General features: G+C 47.6%; 18 protein-coding genes. All 18 read left to right on the forward strand.

The window, feature by feature from the left end:
• Positions 1–3: 3 nt before the first annotated feature.
• Complete coding sequence (gene mraY / locus N774_RS0115590) at positions 4–1,041, forward strand: phospho-N-acetylmuramoyl-pentapeptide-transferase (RefSeq protein WP_024862137.1); 1,038 nt, start codon at positions 4–6, stop codon at positions 1,039–1,041.
• A 23-nt stretch (positions 1,042–1,064) separates the two neighbouring features.
• Complete coding sequence (locus N774_RS0115595) at positions 1,065–2,345, forward strand: FtsW/RodA/SpoVE family cell cycle protein (RefSeq protein WP_024862138.1); 1,281 nt, start codon at positions 1,065–1,067, stop codon at positions 2,343–2,345.
• Between the two features lie 2 nt (positions 2,346–2,347).
• Positions 2,348–3,481, forward strand: a complete 1,134-nt coding sequence (murG, locus tag N774_RS0115600; RefSeq protein ID WP_024862139.1) for an undecaprenyldiphospho-muramoylpentapeptide beta-N-acetylglucosaminyltransferase — start codon at positions 2,348–2,350, stop codon at positions 3,479–3,481.
• Positions 3,478–4,356 (forward strand): alpha/beta hydrolase, encoded by an 879-nt coding sequence (locus N774_RS0115605; RefSeq protein WP_024862140.1) that lies wholly within the window; start codon positions 3,478–3,480, stop codon positions 4,354–4,356. Before murG ends, N774_RS0115605 begins: the two co-directional genes overlap by 4 nt.
• A 52-nt stretch (positions 4,357–4,408) precedes the next feature.
• Positions 4,409–5,668 carry a UDP-N-acetylglucosamine 1-carboxyvinyltransferase gene (gene murA, locus N774_RS0115610; protein ID WP_024862141.1) on the forward strand — a complete coding sequence of 420 codons (1,260 nt, stop codon included), beginning with the start codon at positions 4,409–4,411 and terminating at the stop codon, positions 5,666–5,668.
• A 22-nt stretch (positions 5,669–5,690) separates the two neighbouring features.
• Entirely contained in the window at positions 5,691–6,848 is a 1,158-nt protein-coding gene (locus N774_RS0115615) for a cell division protein FtsQ/DivIB (RefSeq protein ID WP_024862142.1), read from the forward strand.
• Between the two features lie 186 nt (positions 6,849–7,034).
• A complete protein-coding gene (gene ftsZ, locus N774_RS0115620) occupies positions 7,035–8,174 on the forward strand; it encodes a cell division protein FtsZ (protein ID WP_024862143.1) in 1,140 nt (379 codons plus the stop codon).
• Between the two features lie 439 nt (positions 8,175–8,613).
• Complete coding sequence (locus N774_RS0115625; RefSeq protein WP_024862144.1) at positions 8,614–10,215, forward strand: hypothetical protein; 1,602 nt, start codon at positions 8,614–8,616, stop codon at positions 10,213–10,215.
• A gap of 125 nt (positions 10,216–10,340) precedes the next feature.
• Positions 10,341–10,901 carry a sigma-70 family RNA polymerase sigma factor gene (locus N774_RS0115630; RefSeq protein WP_242836646.1) on the forward strand — a complete coding sequence of 187 codons (561 nt, stop codon included), beginning with the start codon at positions 10,341–10,343 and terminating at the stop codon, positions 10,899–10,901.
• Positions 10,902–10,999: 98 nt separating this feature from the next.
• Positions 11,000–11,275: a zinc-ribbon domain containing protein gene (locus N774_RS0115635; RefSeq protein ID WP_024862146.1), complete on the forward strand. Its 276-nt coding sequence runs from the start codon at positions 11,000–11,002 to the stop codon at positions 11,273–11,275.
• 96 nt (positions 11,276–11,371) lie between these two features.
• The gene (locus N774_RS18535; protein WP_024862147.1) at positions 11,372–12,832 is read left to right on the forward strand and encodes a Nif3-like dinuclear metal center hexameric protein; all 1,461 of its coding nucleotides are present in this window, start codon (positions 11,372–11,374) and stop codon (positions 12,830–12,832) included.
• Between the two features lie 9 nt (positions 12,833–12,841).
• Positions 12,842–13,660: a methyltransferase domain-containing protein gene (locus N774_RS0115645; protein ID WP_024862148.1), complete on the forward strand. Its 819-nt coding sequence runs from the start codon at positions 12,842–12,844 to the stop codon at positions 13,658–13,660.
• 222 nt (positions 13,661–13,882) lie between these two features.
• Positions 13,883–15,634, forward strand: a complete 1,752-nt coding sequence (locus tag N774_RS0115650) for an Rqc2 family fibronectin-binding protein (RefSeq protein WP_024862149.1) — start codon at positions 13,883–13,885, stop codon at positions 15,632–15,634.
• Position 15,635: 1 nt separating this feature from the next.
• Positions 15,636–16,163 (forward strand): DNA-3-methyladenine glycosylase, encoded by a 528-nt coding sequence (locus tag N774_RS0115655; RefSeq protein ID WP_024862150.1) that lies wholly within the window; start codon positions 15,636–15,638, stop codon positions 16,161–16,163.
• On the forward strand, positions 16,160–16,936 hold the full coding sequence (locus N774_RS0115660; RefSeq protein WP_024862151.1) for a helix-turn-helix domain-containing protein: 777 nt from the start codon (positions 16,160–16,162) through the stop codon (positions 16,934–16,936). The genes N774_RS0115655 and N774_RS0115660 overlap by 4 nt, the downstream gene beginning before the upstream one ends.
• 364 nt (positions 16,937–17,300) lie before the next feature.
• Positions 17,301–18,110 (forward strand): polyphosphate polymerase domain-containing protein, encoded by an 810-nt coding sequence (locus N774_RS0115665; protein ID WP_024862152.1) that lies wholly within the window; start codon positions 17,301–17,303, stop codon positions 18,108–18,110.
• A gap of 3 nt (positions 18,111–18,113) precedes the next feature.
• On the forward strand, positions 18,114–18,854 hold the full coding sequence (locus N774_RS0115670; protein WP_024862153.1) for a DUF4956 domain-containing protein: 741 nt from the start codon (positions 18,114–18,116) through the stop codon (positions 18,852–18,854).
• A 119-nt stretch (positions 18,855–18,973) separates the two neighbouring features.
• Positions 18,974–20,311 carry a carbohydrate-binding domain-containing protein gene (locus N774_RS18540; RefSeq protein ID WP_024862154.1) on the forward strand — a complete coding sequence of 446 codons (1,338 nt, stop codon included), beginning with the start codon at positions 18,974–18,976 and terminating at the stop codon, positions 20,309–20,311.
• The last annotated feature ends 205 nt before the right edge of the window (positions 20,312–20,516 follow it).

Here is a 20,516-nt window from a genome sequence, read left to right on the forward strand (position 1 = left end):
TAAATGTCTTTCTGGGTAATAAATCTTGTAACTGCACTTTTATCATTCGTTATTGCAGGAGTTTCGGGCATATTTCTTGTGCCCTTTCTCCATAAGATCAAATTCGGTCAGCCGATAAAGACTGAGGACGGACCCAAGTGGCACGCCAAAAAGCAGGGAACTCCCACCATGGGCGGTTTCATGTTCATTATATCCACAGTCATAACTGCCATTGCGAGCTACTGGATATACAGGTGGAAAACAGGTCTCGATGCAACGGATAAGGCGAGCTTCAAGCCCTTTTATCTGCTGCTGAGCGTGGTGCTTTTCTCAGCTGCATTCGGCGTTATCGGTTTTATCGACGACTATACCAAGGTTGCCAGAAAGAACAACGACGGACTTTCTCCCATGCAGAAGATAGCCATACAGCTTGTGGTATCCGTAGGCTTTCTTGCTGCTGTACACTTCTTCGGCGACGGTGCGACACGCATCGACCTCGGCTTCTGGAGAAGCCCCTCACTGGGAATATTCTATTATATATTAATGATGGCTGTGATAATTTACCTGACAAATGCGGTAAACCTCACAGACGGAGTAGACGGTCTCTGCGGCTCGGTAACATTTGTGGCTATGCTTATATTCACCGTATGCTGCTCAATACTCAGACAGAATGAGATGACCTGCTTCACAATGGCGCTTGCAGGCGGCTGTCTCGGATTCCTCCTTTGGAACCTTAACCCCGCAAAGTGCTTCATGGGCGATACAGGCTCAATGTTTCTGGGTGCAGCCGTTACAGGCGTGGGACTTATACTCCACAAGCACCTGCTGCTTCTTCTCGTTGCACTTGTGTACATCATCGAGGCGCTTTCCGTTGTTTTACAGGTAAGCTACTTCAAGTACACAAAGAAAAAGTACGGAGAGGGCAGGCGTATATTCAAGATGACTCCTATCCACCACCACTTCGAGATGAGCGGCTTCAGCGAGTACAAGATAGTCATAACTTTTTCGCTCTGCGGCATTATTTTCGGAGTTCTGGGCATAATTACACTGTTAGTTTTCTAAATCCATATATTTAAGGAGAAAAAATGGCGTCAAGCAATTCACAGACAAAAAATCGCTTTGCCAAGTATAATCCCTTTTCAGGCGGCAAGCGCGGTGACCTGAGCCTTTCGTTCTTCGCTTATGTTATGATACTTCTTGTAGTCGGCATCGTAATGATGTCCTCTGCAAGCTATGCGTGGGCATACAGCGAGCACGGCGGCGACGGTCTGTATTATGCGAAAAATCAGGCGAAAAATGCTGTTATCGGCTTTATCGCTATGATTTTTTTTATGAAGATGGATTACCATAACTTCAAGAACTTAAAGCTCCCCATACTTAAAAAACTGAATATAGCAAGTCTGATGTATATTCTGGGTGCGGTACTTCTGGTAGCCGTTCTTCTTATCGGTAACGATGAGGGCGGTACCATGGGCGCACGACGCTGGATAGACATCGGACCTATAAATCTCCAGCCCTCGGAGGTGGCGAAGCTGGCACTCATCATCTTCTTTGCCTACAGCATGGAGCGTGACGGGGACAAGATGAACACCTTTAAGACAGGTATAATCAAATATGCCATGATACTCGGACTGTACGTGCTGCTCATCGGACTTGAAAAGCACATTTCGGGTATCATACTCCTCGGCACTATTGCCGTTGCAATGATACTCTGCGGCGGTGTGAACAGGAAGCACTTCATTGGTCTTGGTGCAGCTGCGCTTGGTCTGGCTATAGCCTATATCTCATGGCAGGCACAGGTGCCCGGCAGTTATGTTGCTGTACGTATAAAATCATGGCAGAATCCCTTTGCCGACAAGCTTGGAGATACATGGCAGACAGCCAACTCCCTTATCGCTATCGGTTCCGGCGGACTTTTCGGTCTGGGACTGGGTAACTCCCGTCAGAAGTACCTCTACCTCCCCGAGACGAAGAACGACTTCGTTTTCCCCATTGTCTGTGAGGAGCTCGGCTTCGTGGGAGCTCTTGCCATAATCATTGTTTTTTTCCTTCTTGTTATAGAGGGCTATTCTATAGCAGTACGCTGCAAGGACCGCTTCGGTATGCTCATAGCAGTCGGTATCACCACTCAGATAGGCATACAGACAGTCCTTAACCTCGCCGTTGTAAGCAACCTCATACCCAATACAGGTATCAGTCTGCCCTTTTTCAGCTACGGCGGTACGGCGCTTATAATGCAGCTTGCGGAAATGGGTATCATGCTGAATATATCACAGCACAGGTACTATCCCGACGAAAAGCCCAAGCAGAAAAAGACAAAGAAAACGGCTCAGAGCAGAAGTAAAGCCGAGCCAAAAGGAGCATAAGTATGAGAGTTCTCATTGCCTGCGGAGGCACAGGCGGTCATATAAATCCGGGTCTTGCCATTGCTGATATCATCAAGAGCAAGTATCCCGATGCGGAGTTCCTCTTTGCAGGCACTCCAAAGGGTATGGAGTCAAAGCTTGTCCCCAAGGCAGGGTATAAGCTTGAAACCATCAAGGTGGCAGGCTTCCAGAGAAAGATATCCCTTGAAAATATCGGCAGGAACGCCAAGGCTCTTGCCTATCTTGTTACCTCGGGAAAGAGAGCAAAGCAGATCATAGAGGGCTTCAAGCCCGATATCGCTATCGGTACAGGCGGCTATGCGGCAGGTCCTGTTATCAGAAAAGCCGCAAGAATGGGCATACCCACTGCTATCCATGAGCAGAATGCCTACCCGGGCGTGACAAACAAGCTCCTCTCAAAAGAGGTGGACTACGTTATGCTCACCGTCAAGGAAGCTCTCAAATTCATGGACGAGAGCAAGTTCGAGCACAGCGTTACGGGACTTCCCGTAAGAAGCAATATAAATACCATGAGCCGCGAGGAGGCACGTAAGAAGCTGGGCTTCGACGACAGCTTCACTATACTTTCATTCGGCGGCAGTCTCGGTGCAGGCTGTATCAATGACACCATGACCGAGGTCATCAAATGGCACACAGGCAAGAAGCTTGCCATAAATCATATCCACGGCTACGGCGGCATGGGTAAGGAGACCTTCCCACAGGCTATGAAAGCCGCAGGTATACCTCTCAAATCCGACAGGCTCCGAATTACGGAGTACATAAACGATATGGACGTTTGTCTCGCAGCAGCAGACCTTGTTATCTGCCGCTCGGGAGCTTCTACACTTGCGGAGCTTGAAGCCGCAGGAAAAGCTTCAATACTTATCCCGTCGCCTATAGTTGCGGGAAATCACCAGTACCACAATGCAATGGTGTTGGGCAATGCAGGTGCGGCAGTGGTCATCGAGCAGAAGGACGTCACCAACGAGAAGATGATAGCCGAGATAGAAAAGCTCTACGGCGACTCGGTAAAGGTAAAGTCCATGTCAGAAAGTGCGGCGAAGCTCCACCTTACAGATACAAACGACAGGATACTTGCTGTCATAGATAAGCTAATTGAAAAGAGTAAGAAATGAACACAGGTGAAAAAGTCGAAGTAAACGGCACAAAGCTCAATGTGTACAGTGAGGGCAGCGGCGATGTTACCATAGTATTTATGGCAGGCAACGGCGTGACCTGCCCTGTGCTTGAATACAAGCCTGTATACAGGAGAATGTCCGTAAAGTACCGTATAGCCGTAATTGAAAAAGCAGGGTATGGCTTCAGTGACCATGCGAAAACTCCCAGAACTATTGAAAATCTCGTTTCCGAGGACAGAGAAGCGCTCCGTAAGGCAGGCATCGAGCCGCCCTATGTTCTTGCAGCTCATTCCTATTCGGGATTTGAGGCTGTTTACTGGGCGAATAGCTATCCTGATGAGATAAAGGCTGTTCTAAGTATGGATATGGGTATCCCAACTATGGCTGTATTGCAGGCTAAGGAAGTAAGCGAGGAAAAACGCTGCGGCATGGTAAAAAAGCAGCAGAAGCTGCTGCAAAAAGTGGCAAAAGGCGGATTTCTGACGAAGCTTTTCAGAAACAAACTTGAAAATGTTTCGGGACTTCTTGACGGCAGTGAGCTGAGCGGCGAAGAAAAGAAGATGTACAGGGAAATGTTTTATAAAAACATCGCTAACCCCGAATTTACCGACGAAGCCCTGAACATGACGGAAAATGCGCAGAAAGCAGAAAACACGGGGATACTGAAATGTCCGTGCTGCTTTTACATAAGCGATATGAAGACCATGACAAAAAAGGTCTCATGGAGACAGGTGGGTATCGACTACGCAGAAAAATGCGGCGGAGAGGTTCACCTGTCCGATAAAGGTCATATGATGTACGCATTTATCCCCGATGAGATGTCGGATACATTTATAAGATTTCTTGAAGCGCACAATTTAGGCGCTAAGTAACATACTTTCCACCTCAGGCATACAATACATAAAAATGCTGTGAGGTGGTATGATGCAGAAATTTGTAATAACAGGCGGCAGACGCCTTTGCGGTGAGCTCGCCTTACAGGGCAGCAAAAACAGCTCCCTGCCAATAATGGCGGCGGCGCTCCTGTGCTGCGGCGATTGTACGCTGCACAGCTGTCCCAAGCTCACCGACGTTTACGCAGCCGCAAGGATACTCAACTGCGTGGGCTGCAAATGCAGCTTTGAGGGAAATACCGCAGTCATAAACTCCAATATTCTCGGCAGTACCGAAATATCCGAGGAGCTTATGCGTGAGATGCGTTCCTCTATAATCTTTATGGGAGCCATGCTGGGAAGAGCAGGCGAATGTACAGTCAGCGTCCCCGGAGGCTGCGAGCTTGGACCGCGTCCCATAGATATGCACCTTGCCGCTCTCAGGAAAATGGGAGTGGATATCCGCGAAAGCGGCGGCAGCATAGTCTGCAGGGCTTCCGCAGGCAGAGCAAAGGGGGCTAAGATATCCCTTGCTTTCCCGTCGGTGGGAGCTACTGAAAATATCATTCTCTGCGCGGTGACGGCAGACGGCGAGACTGTCATAAACAATGCCGCCCGCGAGCCCGAGATATGCGACCTCTGCGGCTTTCTGCGAAGCTGCGGTGCGGATATCGTCGGCGACGGAGAAAGCAGTATCATTATCCACGGAAAAAAACAGCTTCACGGCTGTGAATATACAATTATGCCCGACAGGATAGTTGCTGCCACATACCTTTCAATGGTGGCTGCCACAAAGGGCGAGCTTATACTTACTAATGCCTGTGTTCCCGAGACAGAGCCCTTTTTTACGGTGCTTGAACAGACGGGGTGCGGTATTTATACATCTGAAAAGAAAATATATCTTCGCAGCGGTTCGCGGCTGAAAGCCGTCAGAGACAGGATAAGGACCATGCCTCATCCGGGATTTCCCACTGACGCACAGGCTGTGCTAATGGCTGCGCTTTGTGTTGCCGACGGGACCAGCGTTTTCGAGGAGAATATCTTCGATTGTCGTTACCGTCACACCGACGCTCTTGTGAAAATGGGAGCGGATATACAGGTGCTTGGCAAGGTCGCTGTAATAAAGGGCAGGGAAGGGCTTCACGGTGCCAATGTGGAGGCTACGGACCTGCGGGGCGGTGCAGCTATGGTCATAGCGGCTCTCTGTGCGGAGGGCAGCTCAGAGATAAGCCGTATCTGCCACATTGACAGAGGGTATGAAAAAATGGAAGAAGCCGTAAGACTTCTCGGCGGAGATATGCGCCGCGTCTGAGGCGGAAGGATCAGGAGAGAATATGAAAGACGTCGAAAAAACAAATGTCGATAGGCAGAACAGCCGCAAGCGTATCAGACGCCGTAAACGCATGATGAATGTTTACGGACTTGTAGTGCTTCTGCTGGTGCTGACCGCGGGTATAACCATAAGCTATACCTTTCTCTTTAATATAAACGAGATACGTGTGGCAGGTCAGTCGGATATGTATTCTGCCGAGGAGATAGTTGAGGCTTCGGGCATAAAAAAGGGAGACAATCTTCTGAGACTTGACTGTGCCAAGAGCGAGCAGCGCATCCTCGACAAGCTTCTCTATGTGGAGACTGCCAAGGTGGACAGAGACTTCCCGTCCTCACTGGATATAACCGTAACCAAGTGCATACCTGCTTTCAATGTGAATTACGGCGACGGCACTCTCCTTGTGAGCAAAAAGGGAAAGATACTGGCTGATAACGGCTTCATCACCGACGGACTTCCTATTATATACGGCTTTGACCCTGCGGATCATACTCCCGGAAAGCCTGCTTCCTCGGAAAACGAACACAAGAACGATGCTTTTTTTGAGCTCATAAGCAGTATGGCTGCCAAGGAGGACAACGGCATCATGACTGTGGATATGAGTGACGAGCACGCTATCATAGTGAACTATAAAAACGGCATGATATTCAAAATGGGCAACTGGAACGATGTTGAGTATAAGCTGAATCTTGCAGAAACCGTAATGAATGATGAGACGGTCAAGGGCAAAAAGGGCTATCTGACCATGATCGGCACGAAGCAGTGCAGCTTCAGGACCAGCGACGGACCTGTTATAGTCCCGGGAGAGGCTGAGCCTACAACAGAGCCTATGACCGATGAATACGGCTATCCCATCATACAGAGCGAGCACGATCCCAAGCAGGAAGAGATGCTCAATGAGTTCAACAACAACAGGAATACCACCGAGCCCACTACAGCCGCTCAGCAGTGGACTGACAACGGCGGCTATGACAGCGGAAGCAACTGGGACGATAACAGCTGGGATCAGCAGGATAACCAGTGGAGCGCAGACAACAGCCAGTGGAATGCCGACGATAACCAGTGGAGCGGCGACAACAGCTGGACAGACACGACTACACAGTGGTCCGACAACAGCGGCGGAACTGCCAATTATGACAATAATTCGGAAAATCAGTGGTGAATTGATTAACGATGTGTAGAAAATGACGGATATTTACTGCTCGTTATTGTTTATTTCGCTGAAAATAAAAAATGTTTTTTTAGGACTTGAAAAAATCATGGCATTATGCTAAAATATAAAGTGTATTTATAGGTTAATATATAAATTTGATAAATTAAGGATAATTAAATAGTAGGAGGAGTTCAAATGTCAGATTTCAATTATGAGGAAACACTCGAACCCGATGTTAATATAAAGGTCATCGGTGTCGGCGGCGGCGGCGGAAACGCTGTTAACTGCATGGTGGATTCGGGTGTAAGTAATATAGAATATATCGCAATAAACACAGATGCCAAGGCACTCAACAAGTCCAAGGCTACTACAAGGATACCGATCGGTGCTAAGCTCACAAAGGGCAGAGGCGCAGGCAACAAGCCTGAGATCGGTCAGCGCAGCGCTGAGGAGAACCGCGACGAGATTGAGACTCACCTCAAGGGTGCTGATATGATCTTTATCACTGCTGGTATGGGCGGCGGTACAGGAACAGGAGCTGCTCCTGTAGTTGCTAAGATCGCCAAGGAAATGGATATCCTTACAGTTGCTGTCGTTACAAAGCCCTTCCTCTTCGAGAGAGAGCAGAAAATGGCACAGGCTGAAAGAGGTATCGCAGAGCTCAGAAAGTATGTTGATTCTCTTATCGTTATCCCTAACGAGAGACTTCTCGTTGGTCTCGATAAGCCCCTTACAATGCTCCAGTCCTTTGCACTCTCTGACGACGTGCTCAAGACAGGTGTAAAGAGCATTTCCGATCTTATCGTTGAAGAGGGTTACATAAACCTCGACTTCGCAGACGTTTCAACTATCATGAGAAACGCAGGCTATGCTCACATGGCTATCGGTCACGGTACAGGCAAGGACAAGGCAAGAGATGCTGCAAACGCTGTTATCTCCAGCCCGCTTCTCGAAACATCTATCTCGGGTGCTAAGAGACTCCTTATCAATATCGCAATGTCAGAGGATATTCTTTCTTCCGATGTTGATGCAGCTACAAAGATGATCACAGATACAGCTGCTGACGGTGTTGAGTTCATCTTCGGTACAGCATTCAAGGAAGACATGCAGGACGAGATGACTATCACAGTTATCGCAGCAGGCTTCGACGATATGGACGCTGCTAACGATGCAGCAGTTGAGGGAGCTTCTGTTGAGAATCCGGAGGACGAGATAATCCCGATCGACAATCCTCTTATCGACGGTCTTGGTTTCGGTGCACCAAGCGCACCTAAGCCTGCGGCTTCAAATCAGGATTACGATCTTGACGACATCTTCAAGATGCTGGGCAACTAATAGAAAAATAAAGCGGTCCGATATGGACCGCTTTTTTTGTTTGCATTCCGAGGATGCTTTGAGATCCTTGGACTTTTTTGTGAAAATGTACAAATGTGTATTTCGTTATGCTTTTATGTTTACAATTTGTAACTATTTAATTTATATTTACGTATTAAGCTAAAGGAGTTGACTTTAAATTTAACACATAGTATATTTTGTTGCGTTTTTATAGTAAATTGCACTAAAATCAATCCAAATTTTCTACATTTCAATAGTTGAAATAATATAATTAATATGATATAATTTATGTAAGGCAAAATCATCAGAACCTGTATTCATGGACTGTGAAGGCTTTTTTATATGCAATATCACTAAAACATGCCTTCATAGGAGCTGAGTATGGGTTCTTATTCCTTAATTTTTTACCTCGGTCCCACCGAGGGGAATGGAGAGTACCATGAGCGAACCAACACCAACCGTATTAAGAGAAACCAAGATCGGTCAGAAGGGATTTATTAAAGAGGACGTTATTACATACCTCGATGAGCTTAATTCTAAGATAGTTGCCCTTGAGGACGAGCTTAAAGCGTCTAAGGAAAGCAGTTCTTCTGCTGACCCCGAGGAGATAGCTAAGTATAAAAATCAAGTTGAGAACCTTCAGGAGAAGCTCAATACCTCCAACAACGCTCTCAGAGCTGCTAAGAAGGAAAATGAAGAGCTCCAGAAGACTATCACACAGCTCAAGGCACAGGGCGGCGGTGCAGGAAATGCACAGGCTACTGCTGCTTTAGAGGCTGCTAAGAAGGAAATAGATACACTCAAGGAACAGCTCAAGGCTGCTGAGCAGAAGGCTGCACAGGGCGCTGCTAATCCGCAGGCTAATGCACAGACAACTGCTGCACTTGAAGCTGCCAAGAAAGAGATCGAGGATCTCAGAAACAGACTCAGAGCTGCAGAGCAGAAGGCTGCACAGGGCGCTGCTGCACCTGCTGCAGGCGGAGCTGCTGACGCAGAGCTTGCAAAGGCTAAGCAGGAGATCGCTAAGATATCCGAGGAGCTTGCTCTCAAGACAAAGCAGATAGCTGACATCAATGCTAAGCTCGAAGCTAAGACCAAGGAAGTTGCTGAAAAGAATAACGAGATCTCCAAGCTCAACGATGAGATCACAGACCTCAAGGAGAACGCAGCTCCTACATTCGATATGGGTGCACTCTTCACAGAGGCTCAGAAGAACGTTGTTCAGATCCAGAACAAGGCTAAGCAGGAGGCAGAGGCTGTTACCAAGGAAGCAAACGACAAGGCTGCTCAGGTAACCAGGGAAGCTGACGAAAAGGCTGCACTTGTTACTAAGGAAGCAAACGACAACGCTGCTAAGGTTACCAAGGAAGCTAACGATAAGGCTGCTCAGGTAGTCAAGGACGCTAATGCAGAGGCTGAAAAGGCTGTTGCAAACGCTAACCGTGCTGCTGAGACATGCATCAAGGAAGCTAACGATCAGGCTCGCAATACTGTAAACGAGGCTAACGCTCACGCTGATAAGGTAAACGAAATGTCCAAGACAGTTCGTGAGATGCTCCTTACAGAGATCGAGAGCATCAACAGCAAGTTCACAGATATCGCTTCTGTTCTCAATAACCTTACAAACCAGTGCTCAGGCAGAATGAACGATGCTCAGAACATCATCGGCGAAGCTCGCAAGGCTATCGATGTTCACAAGAATGAGCCCGCTGTAAAGAAGATGGATCCTCCGAAGGCTGAGTTCACACCTTCAAAGGCTCCTAAGGCTGACGCTGAGGGCTACGCAAAGGCTGCTGCCGAGATAAAGACTCCCGATCCCTTTGCAGGCGTAGGCAACTTCAATAAGAACAATAACACTAATAACAATAACAGCTTCAACAACAATAATCAGAACAACAAGCCACAGAACAACAATAACCTGAACAATAACCAGAATCAGCAGAACAAGCCTCCTCAGGGAAATAAGAGCGCAAACTTTAATTTTGATATGGCTGAGCTCCTCAAGGCTGCCGAGGAAGAGGCTGCTAAGGATTCAGAATAAACAATAATCATTCGTACCTGTTCCCCTCGGGTATTTCCCGAGGGGCGGGTATAATATCGAATTGTATGGGAAATGCAGATTGTTGGGTGGATAACTTGCTTGATTTGGATTTCAATTTGAATGAATTGAACAGCAAACCGGATGAAGAGCTGGCTGTACTGGGTAAGACCGATAAATCAGCTTCAGCTGTCCTCATCTCACGCTTTTCTAAGCTTATTTTTATTAAATCGGAAATTTATGCAAACTCAGAGACCGACAGCGATGACCTGTATCAAGAGGGTATGATAAGCCTGCTGAAAGCTATCGAAGCCTTCGATCCCAGAAAAGGCGTGAAGTTCTCAACCTTTGCCGAGGTATGTATCGACAACCGTATGAGGACCGTGTCTAAGAAATCGGTCAGAGACCTTTCCTTTGCCGAAAGAGTAGACGACGAAGAAGCCGCCGATGTGCTGTCAGATGAGGAAACTCCCGAGAGCATTTATTTTTACAAGGAATTCTTTTCCGAGCTGTGGAAGGACATATGCTCGGTGCTTTCTCTTACGGAGCTCAATGTGCTTACTCTCTGCGTTCAGGGAATGAGCTACAGGGACGCCGCTGAAAAGCTTGAGATGACAGAGAAATCTGTTGATAATGCAATGCAGCGTGCAAGACGGAAAATACGTGCGCTCATGCATGATACAAATTGAAATATGACCGTGTAGCTCAACCCAGAAGAGCGTTGTTTTACAAAGATGTGGGTGTAAATCCAACCGTGGTCGAAAATAATTAAGCGAGGTATTGTACTATGTACGAAGACAAGACATTAGTTTGCAAGGAGTGCGGAAACGAGTTTATTTTCTCCGCAGGCGAACAGGAATTTTACGCAGAGAAAGGCTTCGTTAACGAGCCCCAGAGATGCAAATCATGTCGTGATGCAAGAAAGAACGCAGGCAAGGCTGAGCGCGTAATGTACACAGCAGTTTGCGCTTCATGCGGCGGCGAAGCAAAGGTTCCTTTTGAGCCAAAGGAAGGTAGAGCTGTATATTGCAGCGATTGCTTTGCCAAGATGAACGAGGCATAATTAATGAGACCGAAAGCACAGTCGGAAACGGCTGTGCTTGGTTTTGTTTATGCGTACTGCGGGGCGGTGCGCTATTTTAATGAATGAGGTACAATAATGCTTGATAACAGACTTAAAAAAATTGCAGAGCTTGTAAGCGGAGAGGGTGCTGCTGCCGATGTGGGCACCGACCACGCCTATCTGGCAGCGGAGCTCATAAACAGCGGGAAATGCAGCAGGGTAATAGCCTCCGACGTGAAGGAGGGACCCCTTGAAGCTGCAAGGAATACCGTGGAAAAATACGGCATACAGGATAAGGTGGATCTTGTGCTCTCCGACGGTCTGGACGCTGTTGACCTGACAGGCGTGACCGATATCGTTATTGCAGGTATGGGCGGAGAGACTATCCTTGAAATAATGGCAAGAGTCAGCAGAGACGGCAGAGCTGCCGAGGGTGTGAAGTGGATACTGCAGCCCATGACCAAGCCCGAGGTGCTGAGAAAGGGAATGTACGATTGCGGATTCGCCCTTAAAAATGATCTGATCGTGGAGGAGGGGGACAAGCTGTACAACATTATGACAGCTGATTACGACCCCAATTATCTCTGCGACCTTACGGAAGCGGAGAGCATAATGGGATATCTGGACGATGAAGAGGCTCTGACACAGAAGTACTACAGCCGTGAAGCCGAGCGCTGCTCAAAAGTCAGCGAAAGCCTTAAAAAAGCAGGCAAAGCGGCGGAAGCTCAGCACTATGAAGCTCTTGCGGCGAAGCTGAAAAACGGCGTAGTAAGCGAAAACGTAAACCATATTGCGGAATACCTCGACAGTCTGTATCCTTTCGGTTTACAGGAGAAATGGGACAATTCGGGATATCTGGTTGAGTGCCCCATTGACGAATGCAGAAGGATACTTCTGGCGCTTGACATAACAAACGAAGTGGTTGATGAAGCCATAAAAAAACAGGCAGACCTTGTGGTTTCCCACCACCCTGTCATATTTGAGCCCCGAAAGCGCATTATGAAAAACGACCCTGTTTACAGGCTCATTGCGGACTGCATAGGTGCTATCTGTCTCCATACGAATCTTGATATAGCCAATGGCGGCACAAACGGTGTTATACTGCGTAAGCTCGGTGAGAAGCTGGAGCTTGCAGGCGAGCCTGTACCCTTTGAGGAGCTCGGCGGCGAGAAGGGGCTGGGCTGGATAATAGAGCTGAAAGACAGCATCTCAGGAAAAGCTCTTGCAGAGCTTTGCAAGGGAATACTCGGCTGCGGCGTGGTAAGAACTTCGCACTGCACCGATATGGAAATATCAAGGATAGCGTTCTGCTCGGGTTCGGGCGGCTCTATGCTGGGACTTGCGGCTGAAAAGGGCTGCGACGCTCTTATCACGGGCGACGTGAAGCACGACGTCTGGATAGACGCCAATAACCGCGGCATGGCACTCCTTGACTGCGGTCACTTCCACACCGAGAACATTGTGCTGTGGGAGCTCCGCCGTGTGCTGGAAGAGAGATTCCCACAGCTTGATATCGAGATAGCTGAGTGCTCAGTCGACCCCTGCGAATATGTCTGAGGTGGGACCATGAGTATATTCACCTGTCCTGTTTGCGGCGAAAAGCTGGATATAACGGGAAATACATACATCTGTCCTAAACGTCACAGCTTTGACAGGGCAAAGAGCGGCTATGTGAACCTGCTGCTGTCGAAGCATATGGGCAAGACTGTTCACGGCGACAACAAGCTCATGGTGCAGGCGAGGAGAAGCTTTCTTGACAAGGGCTACTACTCTCCGCTGTGTGATGCTCTGTGCGAAGCGGTCAGCGCCAACATAAAAGGTAATACAATTCTTGACGCGGGCTGCGGAGAGGGCTATTATACCACCGCAATAATTGGTAAGCTTCAAAGTGAAAACAAGGCTGCCGAGGTGTACGGCATAGATATTTCCAAGACTGCTGTGGAGTACTCGGCAAAGCGCTGCAAGTCCGCAGAGCTTGCGGTGGCAAGCGTGTTCCACATCCCTGTTTCGGAGGGCTCCTGCGACATGCTGGTAACGCTTTTTGCACCCTACTGCGGCGAGGAGTTCCAAAGAGTACTGCGCAAAAATGGTATAATGATAATGGTGATACCATCAGAAAATCACCTGTGGGAGCTTAAAAAAGCTATATATGACACTCCCTATAAAAACGAGGTGAAGCCCTATGAGTTAGAGGGCTTCGGGCTTGTTGACAGGAAGCGCATTACCTATGAGATGAAGCTTGAACAGCAGGAGGACATCGACGCCCTCTTCTCAATGACACCTTATTATTACAGGACGGGCAGGGAACAGCAGGAGCGGCTGGCTGCACTGGGACAGCTCACCACAACAGCTGATTTTGAGCTCCTTGTATACCGCAAATTTTGATTAGCAAAAGTACTCGCAAAAAGCTATAATTAATGTGTAGACAATAACCGCTGTAAGGCGGTTATTCCTGCGAACACTGTTCGTGGGAGCGCAGTTCCTTTATAGGCTAACGGATCTGCGCATCAGATTAATTATATTTTATGTAAAGCTTTTTGGCGGAGCTAAGAACGCAGCAGCCTTTAAGCGGCTCCTGCGTTTATTTTTGTGTAAAGGAATGATTCTATGGCTCTGGACGGAGCTTTCTTGTATGCCGTTAAAAGCGAGCTTATGCCGCTCATAGGCGGACGCGTTGAGAAGATACATCAGCCCTCCCGTGAGGAGGTCATCATCTCCATACGCACCAGAGGCGGCAGCAAAAAGCTTTATATCTCGGCAAATGCAGGCAGTGCGAGAGTTCACATTACCGAAAACAGTGTGGATAACCCTCAGACGCCGCCTATGTTCTGCATGCTGCTGCGAAAAAGACTTGGCAGCGGAAAGCTCATAGACATAAGGCAGGACGGTCTGGAGCGTATACTCTTTCTGGACTTTGAATGCGTCAATGAGCTGGGCGATATAGTGACCATAACTCTTGCCTGCGAGATAATGGGACGCTGCTCGAACCTTATCATTATCAGCAGCGAAGGCAAGGTCATCGACAGCATCAAGCGTGTTGACGAGGATATGTCCCGTGAGCGACTGGTGCTCCCGGGCATGAAGTACACACTTCCGCCCCGTGACGACAGACTGAATTTCCTGATAGCTGAGCCCGAGGACATAGTTTCAAGACTGCAGGGCACCGAGCCAAAGGAGCTCTCAAAGGCTCTGATACGCATTTTCGAGGGAATATCTCCTATACTTGCAAGAGAATGGGCGTTTTTTGCAGGCAGAGGAGTCCACATCGAGAGCGATACCATAAGCGGTGACCAGCTGGACAGACTTCTCTTTGCTGTTAAACGCACACGTCAGCAGCTGGAGAGCAGTGAGTGTTGTTTCTCGGCGGTCAGTGACAAGGAGGGGCAGCTTAAAGACTTCTCTTTTATAAGACTGTCCCAGTTCGGTACTCTCATGTACACAAAGGAGCTTGGCAGCGCTTCGGAGCTTCTGGACTATTTCTACTCCGAGCGTGACCGCGCAGCACGTACAAAACAGCGTGCCAACGACCTGTTCAAGCTGCTGATGAATCTCACAGACCGTACTTCAAGACGTATTGCTGCACAGCGGGACGAGCTGGCAGCCTGTGCCGACAAGGAGCACGCAAAGCTCTGCGGAGACCTTATCTCGGCTAATATGTACCGTATTCAGAAAGGCGACAGTGTGGCTGTGGTGGAGAACTTCTACGATGAAGCCTGTCCGCAGGTGACTATTTCTCTGGACGTGAGAAAGACTCCTGCACAGAATGCGCAGCACTACTACAGCGAGTACAAGAAGTCCGTTACCGCAGAGGAAAAGCTGACAGAGCAGATACAAAAGGGCGAAGAGGAGCTGCAATACCTTGAAAGCGTATTCGATGCGCTGACAAGAGCTTCCTCCGAGAACGATATCATTCAGCTTCGCTTAGAGCTTAAAGAACAGGGCTATGTCCGCTATGCAGGCGGCAAGGCTAAACCGCCCAAGGCACTTCCGCCTATGGAGTACAAGTCAAGCGACGGCTATTCCATACTGGTGGGCAGGAACAACAAGCAGAACGACCAGCTGAGTCTGAAATTTGCCGAAAAAACAGATATATGGCTTCATACTCAGCTCATTACGGGTTCTCACGTGCTGATACTCACAAACGGCGAGACGCCGCCTGAAAAAACCATAGAAGAGGCGGCTGTCATAGCGGCTGTGAACAGCAGAGGCAGAGATTCGGGACTTGTGCCCGTGGATCATTGCCTTGCAAGGTACGTAAAGAAACCCACTGGCGCTAAGCCCGGCAAAGTCATATTCACAAACTACAAGACCATTTTTGTCAAGCCTGACACTGAGCTTGAACAAAAACTGAGGGTGTGATATGAACAGGCGGCTTGACGCGGAATTCTTCCACAGGGACGTGCTGGAGGCAGCTCCCGACCTTGTGGGAAAGATACTTGTCCATAAGCTTTCCGACGGCACAGAGCTCCGCGAGCGCATCGCAGAGACCGAAGCCTACAGAGGCGAGGAGGACAAGGGCTGCCACGCGGCAAAGGGCAGAACAAAACGCACCGAGCTCCTCTACGGAGAGAGCGGTGTTATCTATGTATACCTGTGTTACGGTATGCACTGGCTGATGAATGTCATTACAGGCGAAAATGACCAGCCGCAGGGATTACTTATTCGGGCAGGGAAAAAATATAACGGACCTGCCAAACTGACAAAAAATCTGAAGATCGACGGAAGCTTTAACGGCATTTATCTCAAAGACAATGAGGAAATATGGTTCGAGGACGACGGATACCGCCCCAGAATAAAGACTGCTCCGCGTGTAGGCATTGATTACGCGGGAGAGTACTGGAAAGATATAGAGTGGCGGTTTATAGACGACGGGGAGTTGATACTGTGAACATTCGCTGTATAGGCTGTAATTCTATTTATGACAGCAGCTCTGTATTCCGCAGAGCCGCAGCTAAGGAGTATATGCTGCTTCTTATGCACAGCCGCTGTAGATTTGACATTAACGGGCTGACTATGAGGACGCCTGCTGACACACTTATTGTACTGGACGGAAGATACCCTGTGGTGTACTCCGCCGAGGAGAGCCCTCTCGTATGCGACTGGGTATGCTTCGACGCTGAGGACGAGCAGGAGTTTATGGATTCGCTGGATCTTATGTACAACCGCCCTCTGAGCGCTGTGGATACGGAGTTTGTTTCCCAGCTTATAAGAAATGTTGCCAATGAGTTCTATTCGCTTGAGTCGAGAAGACTCAAAATGCTGGACAGCCTCATGCGCATACTTCTTGTAAAGGTGGGAGAGACCACGGTGAACAGGGAAGCGCCTGTGCAGGCTGCCGAGCCGCATTACGGGCTGTTGGTGGAGCTGCGCGAGAAGATATACCGCAATCCGCAGATGAAGTGGAATGTGGACGCAATGGCGGCATATGTGAATATGTCACGCTCATATTTCCAGCACCTCTACCGCGAGACCTTCGGCGTTTCATGCATCGCCGATGTCATAAGCGGCAAGATAGAAAAGGCAAAGGAAATACTCAGCGAGACGGGCTGTACTGTTTCGCAGGTAGCTGCAATGTGCGGCTATGATAATGAGGAGCATTTCATGCGCCAGTTCAAAAAGATGGTGGGAGTTACTCCTACCAGATACAGAAAACAGGGATAATCAGCGGATTATCCCCAATTATTGCTTGCACTATTCAATTATTGCGCAATTTAAGCTTTTTTAATGGAAAATTAATATTTCTGTAACATTAAAATGTTCTGTGATAGACAAGTGAACGAAAATTCATGATCATTCCACACTCGATTTTGTGCATATTTTTTTGAGATAGTTACACTACTAAGCAGTAAAACAACGTAATATAGCCTTTTTAAGAAGTTTAAACATTTGATTTAGTGATGATTTCAAAAATGGTTATTTCTAAGGAAAATTAAGACTATTTTAAGAAAAGACTACTATAATGTAATCAAACGATACGAAAGGAGTGTGAGACTCCGGGCAGTTAGGCGCTGCTGCGGAAGCGATTATGGCTATTAATACATTCGCTCGTAAAGAGATCAAGTTCCTCCTTAATATGGATCAGTATCACGGACTTATGGAGGTCATCAATGAATACATGAATCCTGATAAGTTCTGTATTGGCGGCAAGGAATACGGCATTTACAATATTTACTACGATACACCCGACGATTACCTCATCAGAGAGTCACTCTCCAAGCCTTACTATAAGGAAAAGATAAGACTTCGCAGCTACTATTCACCTGCTGCACCTGACGATACGGTCTTCCTTGAGATCAAGAAGAAGATCGGCGGCATCGTTACAAAGAGAAGAGTTTCCATGACTCTTGAGGAGTCCGATGCATATTTTAAGGACCGCTCAAAGCCTGAGTTCACTAAGTATATCACAGAGCAGGTCTTCAGAGAGCTCGATGTGTTCCTTGACAACTACCCGATAGCTCCAAAGCAGTACATCAGCTATCAGAGAGAAGCATTCTTCGGTAAGGATGATCACGATTTCCGCCTTACCTTTGACAGAAAGATCACCGAGCGCCGCTATGACCTCGGTCTCAACTACGAAAGCTACGGCAATTACATAATAGGCGCTGACCAGAGACTTATGGAAGTCAAGGTCTCAAATGCGATTCCTGATTGGCTTGTTAAGAAGCTTTCGGAGCTTCAGATCTACAAGACAAGTTTCTCAAAGTACGGCAGAGCATACCAGAATTTTGTAAAGAGTCAGCTTGAGGACGCTCAGCAGACCGGTGGTCGCAGACGTATTTACATATCGGGTATCTCTATGGTAAATAATAATATTTTGATGAACAGGAGCGTTTAATTTATGTTTGAACACGGTTTTTTTGGAAATGTACTTTCAAAGTACTATGAGTCTGACTCTGTTATCAACAGCAGCACATTGGCACTCAGCACTATTAAGCCCGGAGAGTTCTTCCTCTGCGTAGGCGCTGCGATAGTGATAGGATTTCTTATAAGTCTTATCTATATGGTCACACACAGGAAGGAAGGCTACTCACAGAGTTATGTTCTTACAATGATAATGCTTCCTACTATAGTTGCGGCTATACTTCTCATTATAAATACCACTGCAGGTGCTCTTACTCTTGCGGGTACACTTACTCTTGTAAGATTCCGAAGCGTTGCAGGCGATCCTAAGGATATGGCTTATATCTTCTTCGCGATGGGAATCGGTGTTGTCTGCGGAGTCGGATATATCGGATTTGCACTTATATTCTTCATGGCACTCGCTGCTATCCTTTTCGTACTCAGCGAGACAGATTTCGGCGGCTGCAAGAAGAGACACATGACTCTCAAGATAGCTATCCCCGAGAATCTGGACTATCAGGGCGTTTTCGAGCCTGTACTTGCAAGATATACAACATTCCACAAGCTCAGAAGAGTTAAGACAACCAACTTCGGTACACTTTTCGAGCTCATCTACAGCGTTGATGTTCTTGATAACATCGACCAGAAGAAATTCGTTGACGAGCTTCGTGCCCTCAACGGCAACATGACTATCAATCTTGTCTTCTTCAAGTATGATGACAAGATCTATGAAAACTGATAGATCAATACTATAGAAAATCCTCTCCAACGTTTGCCAGACTTAATAATACGCTTATTGAGTCTGGCAAATTTTATATAGGAGAGCGAAGCTCTATAAGGGGAAAAGGAGAAAAAATTATGAAGTATGCAAGACTCTGGGCAGCTGCGGCTGCGGTAATGATGATGTTCAGCGGCTATTCATGCGGAAAGGACGAGATGACGTCCTCGGACGTGACTGACAGTGCCGTAACTGAAGCTGACGAGACTACGACAAAGAATGATGATCCCAAGAAGTCGGATTCGTCTGACACTGACAAAAAAGATGACGATGACAAGACTACTACAACCAAGGCTGACGGAAAGTCCGACAGCAAGACTACTACAACCAAGGCTGACGGAAAGTCCGACAGCAAGACTACTACCACCACAAAGGCAGGGGAGAAGAAGTCTGATACGACTACTACCGCAAAAAGCAGCAATTCCTCAGGCGGCAGCTCCTCCAATAATAACTCCCCACAGGGCGGTTCGGGAAATGAGGGAGGCTCAGGCGAAGAGGCAAAGGAATACACCGCAGAGATCACCCTCGGCGGTTCACCAAAGGTAAACGGCAGCGGTGTAACTGTCAGCGGCTCTGTTGTTACAATAACTTCAGGAGGAGACTATCTCTTTACAGGCAGTGTTGACAACGGTCAGATACGTGTAAACACAGGTGCTTCCGAGGAGAAGGTAACTGTAGTTCTCAACGGCGTAAATATCACTAATTCGGGGGCTCCTGCTATATTCATAGAGGAAGCCAAGCGCTGTACCATAAAGCCTAAGGATGGCTCTGTGAACTACGTCAGCAGCGACGTGGAGAAAAAGGGCGTACAGGATACAGGTACCATATTCTCAAATGATACCATAAGGCTCAAGGGCAACGGCGAGCTGAATATCACAGCTACAGCTTCCCACGGCATAAACGCGGACGATGATGTTATCATTGAGAGTGGTACATACAATATCGATTCAAGAAAGTCGGGCATCATTGCTAACGATGATGTTACCATAAATGACGGCAGTCTTAACGTCAAGGGCGGTACAAACGGTATCAAGTCCAAGGGGACTATCAATATAAACGGCGGCTACACGGTCGTTTCGGGCGGCACAAAGGAGGAGAAGAGCTCTCTCTATTCGGGAAGCACATTCAGCTACACAGGCGGATATCTCTATGCCGCAGGCAATAAGGTGTCAGTACCGACACACACTGATATTCCTTACATAGTAGCCGATATCGGTGAGACAGTGGGGGCAGGAAGCTCTGTGGAGCTCTTCCTTAACGGAAACAGCGTGATAACTATGAATCCTCACAATGATTTCCGCTGTGTAATGATGCTTTCTCCTGAGGTGTCAAGCGGCAGCAGCTTTGGTATTTCCGTAAACGGTGAAAGCAGGGAATTCACGGTTTCGGGCAAAGAGAATTCCTTCTCCTTGAAGTAAAAAAAGTTATTTTATATATTAAATATAAATATGTATAATCATAAAACATATTAATAAAAAATTAACTGCAAAAATATATAAAAAAAGAGCAAAAGTACACTAAATTATATTTTGGGGTACTTTTGTTTATTGTAAACTACGCAGATTTGCAATATAATAATATCAGCAAATGAAGATTATTGGTATTCGATATCAAGTACCCTCC

The sequence above is a fragment of the Ruminococcus flavefaciens AE3010 genome, from assembly GCF_000526795.1.
Lineage (GTDB): Bacteria > Bacillota > Clostridia > Oscillospirales > Ruminococcaceae > Ruminococcus > Ruminococcus flavefaciens_D.